We start from the raw sequence: 15,736 nt of genomic DNA on the forward strand, positions 1-15,736 counted from the left end.
AAACAAGAATTCAAAAGGGCTTGGGCTATAAAACGCCAAGGCAGGTGTGGTTTGACTTCTATCGTCAGGCTGCGTAACTAAACTCTCCCAAGTTTAACTGTACGGATTTGACGGCAGGGGTCAGTTATAGTATTTCTATTTGTAGTGGTCAACTAATTTAGGACAGCTGCTAAGAGATTCTTATTGAAGTAGCACTTCTCTTGTCCTGTTGGTGTTAAATAATTATTGCTAGCTATCGAGCAGTTACATTCAAGTTGCCATTTTTACCTGCAATTTTTTTAGCAGCCGTTGCTTTAAATTGCGTACTGTCGCTCTGCATTTTCTTAGTCATAATAAACTCATTATCGAGTCGTTAGTTTGCCAAATCTAGTTGTACGGTTTTTTCAGAATAGCTCAAAGATAAGTCACGATTAATGATGTGTCATTTTTTGAGCTATTGTGATGGTCAAACTCTGTCAGGAATGGCTCCCTGACTCAATTAAATCTAGCTCCCACATAGTTTGCGCTTCACTGTATCAATTACCCCGTATTGCGTAGACCCGCTGCCAAAGCATTGATACTACGGATTAACGGGTCTTCAACATCAAGGTCGCCGTGGTTGACATCATCTGCCGCATCTTTTCGTCTGGCACGTTTTAACAGCTCAATTTGTATATAGTTAATTGGATCTAAATACGCATTCCGCCATTCTAGTGAAGCCGCAAGATTTTGCTGATGCGCCAATAATGAGTCCTGATTAAGCAAAGAATTCAAACCTGAATAGGTCAGCTCGTGCTCATCAGTCACCGCTTTCATAATCTGTTCACGTAACATCTCATCGTCACATAATTGACTATAGGCATGAGCAATACTCATATCAGATTTGGTAAACGCCATTTCAATATTGCTAATAAATACGTTAAAAAACGGCCAGTGGTTATTCATCTCCTTCATCAATGCTTCATCAGCGATGACGCTATGCAGGGCACTACCGACGCCATACCAAGCAGGCAGTGTAAAGCGCGCCAGAGACCAGCCAAATACCCAAGGAATCGCCCGCAAGGTTGTTTTACTTGGTAGACCTTTATTACGATGGGCAGGACGTGAGCCAATATTTAATAAAGAGATTTCTGCCACTGGCGTTGCTTGCGAATAGAATTGATAAAACCCTTCGGTATGATCCGTCAACTTACGGTAGCTTTTCTCACCCGCATCTGCTAAGCGCGCAAAGAGCGCTTCATATTTGGGCAGTTCAGGCGGTTGCACCACAAACCTTGAAGAGCAAGCTTTAAGCGTACCAGTGATACCCATGGTTAACTCAAATACCGCGGTATCAGTGTTAGCATATTTGGCATAAAGCACTTCGCCTTGTTCGGTTACTTTAATCTGTCCATGCAGTGTACCAGCTGGTTGCGCAGCGATCGCTTTATGCGTTGAGCCACCTCCACGACTGACAGAGCCACCGCGACCATGAAACAATCGAGTTTTGATATCGTACTCTTTAGCGATACGATTAATGGTCTGCTGCGCGCTATACAGCTGCCATGCAGACGTAATGATGCCGCCGTCTTTTGATGAATCTGAATAGCCCAGCATGATTTCTTGAGTATTATCTGAGTGCTGCAGCAATCCTCGATATAGCGGGTTATCTAAAACTGCAGGCAGTATCTTATCGATATTTTTAAGGTCTTCGATGGTTTCAAACAACGGTGCTACGGGTAAGTCAGCGGTCAGTTGCCCTTCGTTATTTACGGTACATAAACCTGCAAAACGCATGAGTAGCAACACTTCTAATATTTGACTGGCGTTATTGGTCATTGAAATCACATAACTGCCAAAAGTATCTTCACCCACCAGTTTACGTAAAGTCGCTACTGAGTTCATCAAGGCCAATTGTTCGCGGGTTTTATCGCTTAAATTGTCGGTATAAATGAGCGGTGTACCGGGCTTTTTAAGCAACCGCGTTAGCCATTCTTGGCGCTCTGTTTCATTAAGCGCTTGATAATCTGGCAAATTAGAGGCATTAGCAAAGATATCAGAAATCACTTCACTATGATAAGACGACTCTTGGCGAATATCGAGCGCTGCCAAATGGAAGCCGCAGGTTTTTACCAAGCGAATCGTATCAAGCAACAAGCCTTCGCCATGTGCCGTGTCATGGGTATTCACACTTTGGCGGATGATGCGTAAGTCTTCTAATAGCTCCTGTGGGTTGGCATAAGCATCTTTTTTAGCCTCACTATCACTGCCTTTACTCTGAATCAGACGATTGGTGGCTTTGACCTTATTAAGAATCAAGGAGAGTAATCTGCGATAAGGCTCATTGCCGTAATCATCGAGATTGTAATCAAAGACTCGTCTGTCGAGCTCACTATAACTTTCAATCTTTGCATACACGTCAGGTTCGATGTGAACAATCGTATCGCTGTGAATAAGCTCACGACGTAGTTTCTTGAGCAGCACTTGATAGTGACGCAGTACCGTATCTGCATGCATCAATACTGCCATCTCTGTGGTGTCATGAGTGACAAAGGGATTGCCATCTCTGTCGCCACCGATCCAAGAGCCAAAGCTTATGAAAGCAGGTAAAGGATAGTCTGTTAGTTCAGGATAGATATCAACAATGGCGTCTTTAATATTACGGTAAACCTTGGGAATGGCGCTGAATAAACTGGCATTAAAATAATGCAGTCCATTATTTATCTCGTCATAAACCAAAGGCTTACGCGTACGCACTTCATCAGACGACCAAAGCAAGTCTATAGTTTGCGCGGTTTGTTCTTTCGCTTGCTCATAGGCGAAACTGTTTTCAGCAAGGTTATTTAAGGCATCACTATCAGCAAATAGACTCTGCAAGATATTCATCGTCGTACGGCGGCGTGCTTCAGTAGGATGGGCGGTAAATACAGGTATAAATTTTAATTGCTCAATGAGCTCTCGCATTTGGGCAGGCTCAATATTGCGCTCACGACACTCAAGCAAAGTACGACGAAACGATCCTTCCCAGCTCTGCTCAGATTTCATACGTAGGGCATGGCGCTCTTCACGTAAGTAATTTTCTTCACTCAGATTGGCTAAGAAAAAATAGATAGAAAAGCTGCGGATGACATTTTTTAAGGCTTGATTGTCTAACGAGGCAATGAAATTGATGAGTTGCTGCTGGTTCACTTCGTTAGGCTCACGGCGTTGCTGAATAAAACCTTTGCGCAGGGTTTCAATCGTATGAAGGGTTTGTTCGCCCGTCTGGCGAGAAATAGCCTCCCCTAAAAATGATCCTAATAAGCTGATGCGTTCGCGTAATACGTTGTTATCTATTGTCATCCTTGACCTTCTTATCAAATTGGTTAGCTAAAGAATAATGAAGCAGTGAGTCTGTCGGTTTTTATGAACAAAGACCCTTTTTGATATACCTTGCACAATACTGCCTGCTTAATAGCATACAGGAGATTAAACACATATAAATAATATTGAATATTTATAATAGCAAGCCACAATAAGTTTAAAATTGCTTTTTTCAATAAAATTTCAATTTTTTTAAGATTAAAAGCGCTGCGTTAATATAGTGAATATATTTAACAGAGTAATAAGTAGGACATGACAGTTACTGCCTACTACGCCTTGCAAACCGAAATTAGGAACTGCTCTCAGAAAAATGTTGGATAGGGTTCCACATCAACATTCGTTCAGAAAAGCGATATCTACCATGCATGAATATCCCTGATTACCATTCAAGATTTTGACTTACATAAGGCAAGTTTGTTTTCAAGGTTTTCATTAACTTTGGAAAATAATTATTTAATACCAAGGTAATTAATATTACTATTACTAAAATATTGGTTGCAACCACATATTTACTATCCTAGTATATCTCATATAGTCTAGCGCCTGAAATTGATAATTATTTTTTATTAAGGTAATAAAAATTACCATTATCAGTATTGAGGTTCTACATAATTTTAAACTTATTAATTATCACTAAGTCACATCGTCAAGGAAAGACAATATGAGTATTGAAACCTTAGCCCCAAATTGGATGACTGAAGAGCGCAAAATGGTTTACGAAAGTGCGCTTAAGATGTTTAAAGGTTGGGAGCCAAAAGATGAACAATGGCGAAAGAACGGCATGATTGACCGCGAAGCTTGGGAAGAAGCCGGCGAAAACGGTTTCTTATGTGCCTCAATGCCTGAAGAGTATGGTGGTGGTGGTGGCGATTTTCGTGATGAAGTGGCGATTATTTATGCGCAAGCGGAATCTAATCAGTCAGGCTTTGGCGGTATTGTGCATTCAGGTATCGTAGCCCCTTATATTTTGGGTCACGGTACAGAAGAGCAAAAGAAAGAGTGGTTGCCAAAAATGGCTAGTGGCGAATATATCGCGGCTATCGCGATGACGGAACCGGGTACAGGCTCTGATTTACAAGCTCTTAAGACTTACGCGGTAAAAGATGGCGATGACTATATTATTAATGGGTCAAAAACTTTTATTACCAATGGTCAGCATGCCAATTTGATTCTACTTGCTTGCAAAACGGATCGTGATAAGGGCGCTCAAGGCGTCTCGCTCATCGTAATAGAGACTGACGGTTTAGAAGGATTTGCGCGTGGTCGTAATTTGGAAAAAGTCGGCTTGCCTTCTCAGGATACCTCGGAGCTTTCTTTTAGTAATGTTCGCGTACCGCAAAAAAACCTTTTGGGCCCGATAGAAGGGATGGGCTTTATTCAAATGATGCAAGAGCTACCAAGAGAACGTTTAATTATCGCGTTGACAGGTATCGGTGCGATGAAGCTGGCTATCAATTTGACGCTTGATTATGTCAAACAACGTGAAGCCTTTGGCAAGCCGGTTTGGAAATTCCAAAACACTAAATTTAAAATGGCAGAGTGTTATGCCAATTATCTAGCCGCCCATAGTATGTGTGACTTAGCGATAGATGCCATCATGGAAAAAAGACTGTCTATTCCTCATGCCTCGCTAATCAAATACTGGGTGACTGAAAAGCAGTGTGATGTGATCGATGAGTGTGTGCAATTGTTCGGTGGATATGGTTATATGAAAGAGTATCCTATTGCGCGCCTGTATGCTGATGCGCGGGTACAGAAGATATATGGTGGTACTAACGAGATTATGAAAGAGCTTGCTGCTCGCTTTATGTAACCTGCTTTATATAAGAGAGACAGCTGAACGTATTGATTAAGTTCTTATAACTTATAGAACGTTCAGCTGACAATTTGAGGTTTACTACTAAATATTTATTATCAATTAAAAAGTAAAAAGGGATTTTTATGACTGAGACCGCTTACATCTATGACAGTATTCGTACCCCACGTGGTAAAGGCAAAAAAGACGGCTCTTTATACCAAGCGTCGCCTATTTGGCTGGTTCGTGGTTTGTTAAAAGAGATGGAGCAGCGCCATAACTTGGATACGAGCTTAGTGGATGATGTTGTGCTTGGCTGCGTCACTCCAGTAGGTGAGCAGGGTGCTGATATTGCTCGTACTGCTGTTCTTGATGCAGGCTGGGCACAAAGCGCTGCAGGTTTAACGTTATCTAGATTCTGTGCGTCAGGTCTAGAATCAATTAACCTTGCTGCTGCCAAAGTCATGTCAGGTATGGAGGATTTAATCGTTGCAGGCGGTGTCGAATCTATGAGCCGCGTTCCTATGGGTTCTGATGGCGGTGCTTGGTATATGGATCCACGGGTCAACGACGCGACTGGCTTTGTACCGCAAGGCGTAGGCGCTGATACGATAGCCACGCTCAAAGGCTTTAGTCGTACTGATGTCGATGCGTTCGCTACCGAATCACATCGCCGTGCTGCTAACGCTTGGGAGCAAGGTTATTACGATAAATCAGTGGTACCAGTCACTGACATCAACGGTATGTTATTACTCGATAAAGATGAAACCATTCGTCCGAGCACGACCGTTGAGACTTTAGCAGGGCTGAATCCTTCATTTGTTATGCCCGGTCAGATGGGTTTCAATAGCGTAATCTTAGATAAATACACCACTATCGAAAAAGTAAATCATGTTCATCATGCGGGTAATTCATCCGGTATCGTTGATGGTGCGGCTATATGCTTAATCGGTAGCGCTGCTGCTGGCAAAAAAGCGGGTCTTAAACCACGTGCCAAAATCACTATGGCCGCTGTCATAGGTTCAGAACCCACCATTATGCTGACAGGCCCGACGCCTGCCTGCCAGAAAGCGTTAGATAAAGCCGGTATGAAAGCCTCAGATATTGACCTATGGGAAATTAACGAAGCTTTTGCCGCTGTTCCTATGAATACTGCCAATGATTTTGGTATCTCGCTTGATATCGTCAATGTCAATGGCGGCGCTATTGCTATGGGTCATCCGCTAGGGGCTACAGGCGCTATGCTAATGACTACTGTGCTCGATGAGCTAGAACGCCGTGACCTTAAAACCGCTATGCTGACGTTGTGTGTCGGTGGCGGTATGGGTATTGCGACTATCATCGAACGAGTATAAATACCTTATTTCATTGAATATAAAATGATAACTTTGAGATCATTTAAAGGATAAAAAATGACTACAAATACAGACAGCATCGATACTATTAATAAACTGGCAAATTTTTCAGCGCAGCGTGATGATGATGGCATCGTCACCGTAACTATTGATCAAAGCGATCGAAAGATGAATGTTATCGGTGAAGGCTTTACCGAAGCTTTTGCCGCTTTGACAGATAGCTTCACTAGTGATGAGTCTGCTAAAGGTTTAATCCTAACCTCAGCAAAAGACAGCTTTGTCGTTGGTGCCGATATTGATCAATTATCACGTATTGAGACCGCTGAACAAGCTTTTGATTTAGTCGAAGACTTAAAAAATAGCCTACGCAAACTTGAAACCTCAGGTAAGCCCGTAGTCGCTGCTATGACGGGTACCGCTCTAGGTGGTGGTCTTGAGATTGCGTTGGCGTGTCATTATCGTATAGCAATTGACTCTCCAAAAACCAAACTGGGTCTACCAGAAGTTAAACTGGGATTATTGCCGGGTGGCGGTGGTACCCAGCGTCTACCAAGGCTGGTTGGCATCCAAAAAGCGCTTGAGCTGATGACGCAAGGACTAGAGCTACGTCCTAAAGCGGCGCTTGATATCGGCCTTATCGATGCTACAGCTACTGATAATGAAGATATGTTAGCGCAAGCGAAAGAGTGGATCAAAGCCAATCCAAAAGCGCAGCAATCTTGGGACAAAAAAGGCTTTAAAATCCCCGGCGGCAACAGCATGCATCCTAAAGTGGTGCAAGTGTTCTCTATTGCTCCTGCGATGTCCAATCAAAAGTCGCACGGCAACTATCCTGCGATCACTCATATCATGTCTAGCGTCTTTGAAGGTTGTATCGTCGATATCGATACGGGACTCAAGATTGAATCACGCTATTTTGTCGCTTGTGTCCTATCTCCTGTGTCTAAAAATATGATTAGCACGCTTTGGACGCAGCTTAATAGCATCAAAAAAGGCCAATCTCGTCCTGATGGCTTTGAGCGCTATAAAACCAAAAAAGTAGGTATCTTAGGTGCGGGTATGATGGGTGCAGGTATTGCTTATGTCAGCGCCAAAGCAGGACTAGACGTCGTCCTACTCGATACTGAACTGGCAGGTGCTGAAAAAGGTAAAGCGTATTCTAGCAATCTGTTAGATAAAGCAATCAGTCGTAAACGCTCTACCGAAGACAAGAAGCAATCATTACTTGCACGTATTCATCCAACCGTCTCTTACGATGACCTAAAAGACTGCGATCTCATTATCGAAGCAGTTTTTGAGAACCGTGAAATTAAAGCTAAGTGTACTCAGCAGTCTGAAGCCGTTATACCAGAATCTGCTGTTTATGCTTCTAACACGTCAACTTTGCCTATTACTGGACTGGCTGAAGCGAGCAAACGTCCGCAGCAATTTATTGGTCTGCATTTCTTCTCGCCCGTCGATAAAATGCCGTTGGTTGAAATCATTGTCGGCGAAAAGACCGATGATGAAACGTTAGCCAAAGCCTTTGACTATGTGCTACAAATTGGCAAGACGCCTATTGTTGTCAATGACAGTCGCGGCTTTTATACCTCACGCGTATTCGGCACTTATGTGTCAGAAGGCGTCGCTATGTTAGGCGAAGGCGTACATCCACGTAGTATTGAAGTTGCTGGCATGAAAACCGGTATGCCTATGCCGCCGCTAGCATTACAAGATGAGGTGTCGTTGAGCTTAGCCTTGCATGTCATCGAGCAGCAGCAAAAGGATATGCAAGCCGAAGGCAAAACCATGGTTATGCCTCCTTCTTATGACATCCTCAGCGCTTTTGTTAAAGAGTATGATCGCGAAGGTAAAAAGAACGGTAAAGGCTTTTATGAGTATCCCGAAAAAGGCGATAAGCACTTATGGCCTGAGCTGGTTAACTTATATCCAACTACCAAAGAGCAACCTAGCCAAGAAGATCTCGTTGATCGTTTGATGTTCATTCAAGCCAATGAATCTGCTAAGTGTTATGAGGAAAACGTCGTACGCTCAGTGGCTGACACCAATATTGGCTCTATCTTTGGTTGGGGTTTTGCGCCGCATCAAGGCGGTACTTTGCAGTTCATTAATTCTATGGGTGTAGAGCAGTTTGTATCTCGTAGTCGTGAGCTTGCTAAGCAATATGGTGAGCGTTTTGAGCCGGCTAACATCTTGGTAGATATGGCTGAAAAAGGTAAGGAGTTTATAGATGGCTAATTTAGCTAATGCTATGGATGGCATGAGCGATTGCTTACAAGGATTGCGAGTCATTGATTTGACGCGCAATCTGCCTGGGCCTTTTGCGACGCGTTTGCTTGCTGATTTGGGTGCAGAGATTATAAAAATTGAGCCTAAAGGTGGTGATCCTGCGCGCGCTTTGGGGGGATTATTCGATGCCTTAAATCATGGAAAAACGATTGAGAAAATAGACTTTCGTGATGCTCAAGGCATAGAGGCTATCAAGTCTCATATTGCAGGTATTGATGTTATGCTCGATAGCTTCCGTCCTGGAGTGCTAAAAGGGATGGGTTTGGATGCCCAAACTCTGCATGCCATTAATCCTAAATTGGTCATGGTATCAATTACTGGATATGGGCTAGCAGATGAAAGTGATGTTGAAGCCAACTCTGAAGCCCAAATCAAGCATGACTGGGCGGATAAAGCAGGCCACGATATCAACTTTATGGCGATGAGTGGGGTACTTGATCAGCTGCGAACGGCAAAGGGCGAACAAGCTATGCCTAATATTCAGTTCGCAGATTTGGCGGGTGGTAGCGATACGGCAGTGATTGCCTTACTAGCAGCAGTCTTTGCCGCCCAGCGTACTGGCAGAGGGCGACATATTGCCGTTAGTATGACTCATAGTTTATATAACCATATGATCATGCCCAAGGCCACAGGAACGCTCGTTAAGAGCTTTTCAGGTCAGAATCCGCCGCCGCACTATGACTTTTTGGGTGGATTGCTACCGTGCTACCGCTTATATAAAACCTCAGATGATCGTTACATGGCGGTGGGCTCATTAGAGCTTAAGTTTTGGCAAGGATTATGCGAGGTACTAGAGCTGCCTGAGCTCAAAGATGCCCATTGGCAGCGAGGGGTTATGCCGACCCTACCTGCTAGTAAGGATGCGCTATCGAAAGTCATCGAGAAATTTGCCAGTCAGCCACTTGAGTTTTGGCAGCAGGTCTTTGAGACCGCAGACGTTTGTGTGACGCCGGTTTTGAGCTTAGAAGAGGCCAAAGCACATCCTCTATTCGCCCATCAAGACGAGCATCACTCGACACTAGGATGGCAAGCTATTAAGGAATAACTCTCAAATAAAGAATAACTCTCAAAGTTAAATTTTAAAATTATTTATTCTTTTAACTCATTACCAAGGAAGGTAAGTTATGGATAAGTTTTGGACACAGGGTTATCCAAAAGGGGTGAACGCACAGATAGACCCGCCTCACAGTACCGTGATTGATACTTTAGACGACAAATTAATAGAATTCGCTGATCGGGAATTTTCTAGCAATATGGGCGTTAGCTACTCTTATGCTCAAATTGACAAGATATCGTTAACTATTGCTGCGTGGATTCAAAACTTAGGACTAGCCAAAGGCTCAGTCATAGGTATTATGATGCCTAACGTCCATCAGTATTTGCCTATTGTTATAGGAGTCATTCGCGCTGGCATGGTGACGACTTTAATCAACCCTTTATACAGCGCCCGTGAATTAAGACACCAATTGGTTGATTCTGATGCGGCAGCAATTTTTATCTTAGAGCCTTTCTGTAAAACACTAGAAAAAATAGTCAAAGACACGCCAGTCAAAACGGTAGTCATCAGTAAGATAGGCGATATGCTAGGCACAGCAAAAGGCACGCTGGTAGATGTCGCGGCAAAATATATCAAAAAAGCCATTCCTAGTTACGAGCTAAAATCTAATACCAGTTATAGCGTTATTAGCTATAAATCTGTTCTAAAGCAAGCTAAAAACTTACCTTATACTCGTCCTACTGCTCAAGCCAGCGACTTATTGATGTTGCAATATACCGGCGGCACTACGGGTGTCGCTAAGGGTATTTTGATTAGCAATAAAAACGTCGTGACCGCCACTTATCAGTTCATTGAATGGTTTAAACCTGTTTATGCCGACGTTGCCGATGATATGCAGATGAATACTATTATCGCTCTGCCTCTTTATCATATTTATGCCTTTATCTGTTCTATCGTGGGGATATGCGTGGGTCAGCATCTCACCTTAGTCACCAACCCACGTGACATTCCAGGCTTTGTCAAAATATTAAGCAAACGTCCCTTCCATCTATTACCGGGTGTTAACACTCTCTTTCAAGCTTTTGTAAACAATCCTGAATTTGGTAAACTGGACTTTTCTGCATGCAAATTAACTGTGGTTGGTGGTATGGCAGCGACCCCCGAAACGGCTAGACGCTGGCTTGAAGTCACCGGTTTACCTATCCTTGAAGGTTGGGGTATGTCTGAGACCCTTGGGGTCGGCACAGCCAATCCATTCGACGGTACTGAATACAGTGGCAATGTCGGCTTGCCTCTATCTGGAGTAGACATCAGTATACGAAATGATGAGGGAGAGATTCTTGAATTAGGCGAAGTCGGCGAGATGTGCATCAAAGGCGATAACGTCATCACTAGTTATCATAATATCGACAATACCAGTTTTTTCACTGCTGATGGTTACCTAAAAACAGGCGATATCGCTTCTATGAACGAGCAGGGCGCTATCAAAATATACGACCGCAAAAAAGATATGATCATTGTCAGCGGCTTCAATGTTTATCCTAACGAAGTCGAAAATATCATTGAGACTCATCCTAAAGTTGCCGAATGTTCGGTCGTTGGTATCGTTGATGAGCATCAAGGTGAATCGGTCAAAGCTTATATCGTTAAAGCGGATCAGAGTTTGAATGAGGAGGACATCAAAGCGCTATGTAAAGAAAATCTAGCGGGCTATAAATGTCCTCGCCATATAGAATTCATAGCTGAGCTACCTAAATCTACTGTAGGAAAAATACTGCGCCACAAACTTAGAAAATCAGCTAGTACCGCTAAAATATAGTTTTAACATTTAAATATAGTTTTAACATTTTTACCAGTAAGGCTTTAACCACTAAATGACAATGGATGTTATTTATTATGTCTACCAAGGAGAATGTAAAATGTCTAAATTTAAGCTATCTAAACTTTACTGCGCGGTTGCCGCTCTATCTATAACTTCATTGGCTGGAGCTGCAGGACTAGATCGCTCTGGTCAAGCGAGTGAAGATTTTAGCTCAAGCGGCACCATAGCTTATGTCAGCGCTTATCAAATCGACCCTGAAATATCAGGCGTAGAGTCAAACGGTGACAAAATAGGAGATCTTGGAGAGAAGTATGAAGGCTACACTTATGGTGTCAAAACAGACATCAATGACAAATTTAGTGTTGGCGTATTTTATGACCAACCTTTCGGTGCCAAAATTCGTTACCAAGGCGACAACTAACTAACTAACGTCAATGCCGCTAATGATAATCGTAAAGAAACTAAGGTTGATGTCAGTACCGATAATTTCACAGGCCTACTAGGAGTTAATTTAGGAGCCAACAATAACTTCAAAATTTATGGTGGCCCAGTGCTGCAAAAAATTGAAGGTGAATTAGCAATTAACAGTAAAAATCCGTTACTTGCTGCTGTAAATGGTTACACGCTCAACATCCCAAAGAATGAGGCCTATGGTTACATGGTTGGGGCCGCTTACGTTAAGCCTGAAATCGGTCTAAAAGCGGCTATTACTTATCGTTCAGAGATTGATCATGATGTGAATTATGCAGAATCTATGCCATATATTAATGCAGTTAATACTCAATTACCGCCCGCCATGCAATTAGTAGCTACACAAACTCAAGAAAAAGAGCTTACCACCCCCAAATCAGTAAATATAGACTTTCAAACCGGTCTTAATTCCACCACCTTATTAACCGCCAAAGCTCGCTGGGTTCCTTGGAGTGATTTTGATATAACACCGCCATTATTAGATAAAAATGGCGTCGCTTTAAATGCTTTACAACAAAAGATTGTCGATGAAGTCAGATTGTTGGAATATGATAAAGACTCTTATATGCTTGAAGTAGGATTGGGTAAGCGTCTAACGCCAAAATTAGCAGTATCAGGTTCCATTGGGTGGGATAGTGGTGCTGGTAATCCAGTATCACCTCTAGGGCCTACCGAAGGTTATTATAGCGTTGGCCTCGGGGCAAAGTATAATTTGATGCCTGAGTGGGCAGTATCTGCTGGTGCTAAGTATCTGATGTTAGGTGATGCAGAGGGTTTATTGGCCGCTAGTGGAACAAAAATTGGTAAATTTGAAGACAATGATGCTTATATTATAGGAATGAAACTATCCTATGCTGCAAAATAAAATGTTTTAAATTGATAGTGTATTGTCTGAACTAAGTAGTAGGCTATAAGCCTTTAATATAAAGGGTTATAGCTCATTACTTATTATGTTAAAAATGATACTAATCCTGATTATGATCCATCTAAGGAGTAGATGACTCAGGTTTAGATATTGATCGCCACAGTATATTAAACAACGCATCGAAATTGGCATTGAGCGGTAGCTCTGCTTGACGAATAGTGTGCATAATACCGAGCCGACTGATAAAACCCATAAAAACATCAAATAGAATATTTAAGGGAACTGTATCGACAAGAACGCCTCTGTTTTGACCGTCCTTAAGTACGCTTAAAAAAGCATTAATAAGGTCTTTATTATTATAAATAGCAATGTTGTGAAAACGCGATATCGATACTTTAGATAACACCATAACTGCGTCAGGATGATTATCTACAAAATCCAAGCATACCCATAGCGTCTTGCGTAAACGATCCTCTACACTATCAATGCCTTGCAAATGATCCATCATTCTTGTCGCTAGTCTCCCTAGCACTATATCCATAATGGTATAAAGTACCGTTTGCTTATCACCAAAGTATTTATAAAGGGTTTGCAATGATACGTTTGCAGCATTTGCAATTTCTATCATAGTGATATCGCTAACATCATCGCCCGCAAAAAGTTGGCACACCGCTTTTTCTATTTTTTCCAAAGTAGCAGGTCGCATGTCGCTTAAAGGAGCTACGGCTAGAGGTTTGGTCCGGTTAGCCGCTTTAGATATTTCACCTTTAGTTTTACTGCTTTTTTTACTATTGCTAGTACTCGTACTAGATTGCTGTTTTGACCGAGAGTTTTTCATATCTTATATTCCATTGGTAAAACGAGGACACACCCTAGTCTCCAAGCCTTTAAGGCTTAATTTTGTCTGGTATGATAATTATAATTACCATTATAATACAACTGGTTGCTTATAATAAGTTATTTTAATAAAATAAAGTCACAAGGGTAGTTATATTAAGATATTTTCTTCATTCGAAGCTTTAATTTTAAAGGTAATTTATATTACTATTATAGTGTAAGTTTATACTGTTTTATTCTGTCCCTCTACTATGACGCTATTAACTTTGGTATTGGTCAATGCTTTATGATCAAGTCTAATACGGTCATCACTAGCTAAAGCATATTTTATACATTCAATAAATGCCTGCTCACACTTTATACTATCAAGGAAGATATTATGACTATCAATTGCTTCAAGCCTAGCTGGATGAACGAAGAGGTTGGGATGCTGCATGAAAGTGCGCTGAAGCTGTTTAAGAGTTGGGAGCAGCATGATGAAAGATGGCGCGACGATGGTATGCTTGACCGCGAGGCATGGCTAGAAGCGGGCGAGATGGGCTTTTTATGTGCATCCATGCCAGAAGAGTATGGCGGGGCGGGTGGTGATTTTCGTCATGAAACGGCGCTAATTTATGCGCAAGCTGAAGCCAATATGTCTGGTTTTGGTGGGTCCCTGCACTCTGGTATTGTCGCCCCTTACATCCTACATCACGGTACTGAAGAGCAAAAGCAAAGATGGCTGCCAAAAATGGCGACAGGTGAGCTTATTGGTGCTATTGCTATGACGGAGCCTGGTACAGGGTCTGATCTACAAAATATCAAGACTTATGCAACAAAAGAGGGTGACGATTATATTATCAACGGCTCAAAGACCTTTATTACTAACGGTCAGTTGGGCAATTTAATCATTGTTGCTTGTAAGACTGACAGAGACGAAGGCGCAAAAGGCGTATCATTAATCGTCGTCGAGACTGATAGCTCTCCGGGGTTTGAGCGTGGCAAAAAGCTTAAAAAGCTCGGTATGGCGTCACAAGATACCTCTGAGCTTTTCTTCACTAATATGCGAGTGCCACAAAAGAATCTCTTGGGTACGGTTGAAGGCATGGGCTTTATGCAGTTGATGCAAGAGCTTCCACAAGAGCGTCTATTGGTCGCATTGGCAGGAGTTGGTGCGATGAAGTTAGCGCTAGACCTAACCATCGCTTATACCAAGGAGCGCACCGCTTTTGGTAAGCCAGTATGGGGCTTCCAGAATACCCGATTTAAATTAGCGGAGTGCAACAGTCATTATATTGCTTCAAGCGCACTTTGCGATGCTGCTATCGAAGCACTACTGAAAAAAGAGCTTACCGTACAGCATGCCGCCTTAATCAAATATTGGGTGACTGAAAAACAGTGTATCGTCATGGATGAGTGTGTGCAGTTATTCGGTGGTTATGGTTACATGATGGAATATCCAATTGCCAGGCTATATGCCGATGCACGGGTACAAAAAATATATGGCGGTACTAACGAGATCATGAAAGAGCTGGCATCACGATTTATGTAGATTTTATTTAGATAAGAACCAAATTATATTAATAGTTGATATAAGATGATTTGGGAATATTATAAAGAATAGAGATATTTAATTAACTAATCAGTTTTTTTAAACTTTTTAAAATATAACTATAACTAATTAAAGTATAAATATTTTAAAAATGATATTAGATGAAATATAAAAAGTAGTTGATCTTTTTATTAGATAGTATCAACTTATTTTATATATCAAAAAATTAATTATTTTTTTAAAATTTTTTAATGATAGTTAATATATTTTAAACTATTTAAACTATAAAAATGTCGTAAATAAAAAATAGTTTGAGTCTTGCTATTGCTATAGTCAATCCCACTTAAAAGTGTTATAAACTAATTATCAAATCTAATTGTTATTATAAAGACCATGACTTACTCACTACATTTTCGTAGACAAGTTCTCAAAAGTATAGATGACGGCATGACC

10 protein-coding genes are annotated in these 15,736 nt (G+C 41.8%); 8 read left to right on the plus strand and 2 right to left on the minus strand.

Annotation, left to right across the window (positions count from 1 at the left end):
- Positions 1 to 519 precede the first annotated feature (519 nt).
- The gene (gene ppc / locus WAZ74_RS11020; RefSeq protein ID WP_422308348.1) at positions 520 to 3,300 is read right to left on the minus strand and encodes a phosphoenolpyruvate carboxylase; all 2,781 of its coding nucleotides are present in this window, start codon (positions 3,298 to 3,300) and stop codon (positions 520 to 522) included.
- 682 nt (positions 3,301 to 3,982) lie between these two features.
- Between ppc and WAZ74_RS11025 the strand changes: the two genes are divergently transcribed.
- The 7 genes from WAZ74_RS11025 (at position 3,983) to WAZ74_RS11055 (ending at position 12,915) form a co-directional block, all read left to right on the plus strand.
- Positions 3,983 to 5,134, plus strand: a complete 1,152-nt coding sequence (locus WAZ74_RS11025) for an acyl-CoA dehydrogenase family protein (protein ID WP_422308349.1) — start codon at positions 3,983 to 3,985, stop codon at positions 5,132 to 5,134.
- Positions 5,135 to 5,262: 128 nt separating this feature from the next.
- On the plus strand, positions 5,263 to 6,471 hold the full coding sequence (locus WAZ74_RS11030; protein WP_422308350.1) for an acetyl-CoA C-acetyltransferase: 1,209 nt from the start codon (positions 5,263 to 5,265) through the stop codon (positions 6,469 to 6,471).
- A gap of 57 nt (positions 6,472 to 6,528) precedes the next feature.
- Positions 6,529 to 8,709, plus strand: coding sequence for a 3-hydroxyacyl-CoA dehydrogenase NAD-binding domain-containing protein (locus WAZ74_RS11035; protein WP_422308351.1), 2,181 nt, complete (start codon positions 6,529 to 6,531; stop codon positions 8,707 to 8,709).
- Entirely contained in the window at positions 8,702 to 9,805 is a 1,104-nt protein-coding gene (locus WAZ74_RS11040) for a CaiB/BaiF CoA transferase family protein (protein ID WP_422308352.1), read from the plus strand. The genes WAZ74_RS11035 and WAZ74_RS11040 overlap by 8 nt, the downstream gene beginning before the upstream one ends.
- Positions 9,806 to 9,884: 79 nt before the next feature.
- Complete coding sequence (locus WAZ74_RS11045) at positions 9,885 to 11,576, plus strand: AMP-binding protein (protein ID WP_422308353.1); 1,692 nt, start codon at positions 9,885 to 9,887, stop codon at positions 11,574 to 11,576.
- A gap of 100 nt (positions 11,577 to 11,676) precedes the next feature.
- On the plus strand, positions 11,677 to 12,000 hold the full coding sequence (locus WAZ74_RS11050; RefSeq protein ID WP_422308354.1) for a hypothetical protein: 324 nt from the start codon (positions 11,677 to 11,679) through the stop codon (positions 11,998 to 12,000).
- A gap of 129 nt (positions 12,001 to 12,129) precedes the next feature.
- Positions 12,130 to 12,915, plus strand: a complete 786-nt coding sequence (locus tag WAZ74_RS11055) for an outer membrane protein transport protein (RefSeq protein ID WP_422308355.1) — start codon at positions 12,130 to 12,132, stop codon at positions 12,913 to 12,915.
- 121 nt (positions 12,916 to 13,036) lie between these two features.
- On the opposite strand, the gene WAZ74_RS11060 is transcribed toward WAZ74_RS11055, so the two are convergent.
- Entirely contained in the window at positions 13,037 to 13,753 is a 717-nt protein-coding gene (locus WAZ74_RS11060; RefSeq protein WP_422308356.1) for a TetR/AcrR family transcriptional regulator, read from the minus strand.
- Positions 13,754 to 14,131: 378 nt separating this feature from the next.
- Here WAZ74_RS11060 and WAZ74_RS11065 point away from each other — a divergent pair, with 378 nt between their 5' ends.
- Complete coding sequence (locus tag WAZ74_RS11065) at positions 14,132 to 15,283, plus strand: acyl-CoA dehydrogenase family protein (protein ID WP_422308357.1); 1,152 nt, start codon at positions 14,132 to 14,134, stop codon at positions 15,281 to 15,283.
- The last annotated feature ends 453 nt before the right edge of the window (positions 15,284 to 15,736 follow it).

Source organism: Psychrobacter sp. (assembly GCF_049295055.1).
In the GTDB taxonomy this organism is placed as follows: Bacteria; Pseudomonadota; Gammaproteobacteria; order Pseudomonadales; family Moraxellaceae; genus Psychrobacter.

Excerpts from the sequence above, each read along its gene's own strand:
- WAZ74_RS11045 (WP_422308353.1), top strand. The coding sequence starts at position 9,885 with ATGGATAAGTTTTGGACACAGGGTTATCCAAAAGGGGTGAACGCACAG.
- WAZ74_RS11035 (WP_422308351.1), top strand. The coding sequence starts at position 6,529 with ATGACTACAAATACAGACAGCATCGATACTATTAATAAACTGGCAAAT.
- WAZ74_RS11025 (WP_422308349.1), top strand. The coding sequence starts at position 3,983 with ATGAGTATTGAAACCTTAGCCCCAAATTGGATGACTGAAGAGCGCAAA.
- WAZ74_RS11065 (WP_422308357.1), top strand. The coding sequence starts at position 14,132 with ATGACTATCAATTGCTTCAAGCCTAGCTGGATGAACGAAGAGGTTGGG.
- ppc (WP_422308348.1), bottom strand. The coding sequence starts at position 3,300 with ATGACAATAGATAACAACGTATTACGCGAACGCATCAGCTTATTAGGA.
- WAZ74_RS11030 (WP_422308350.1), top strand. The coding sequence starts at position 5,263 with ATGACTGAGACCGCTTACATCTATGACAGTATTCGTACCCCACGTGGT.
- WAZ74_RS11040 (WP_422308352.1), top strand. The coding sequence starts at position 8,702 with ATGGCTAATTTAGCTAATGCTATGGATGGCATGAGCGATTGCTTACAA.
- WAZ74_RS11050 (WP_422308354.1), top strand. The coding sequence starts at position 11,677 with ATGTCTAAATTTAAGCTATCTAAACTTTACTGCGCGGTTGCCGCTCTA.
- WAZ74_RS11060 (WP_422308356.1), bottom strand. The coding sequence starts at position 13,753 with ATGAAAAACTCTCGGTCAAAACAGCAATCTAGTACGAGTACTAGCAAT.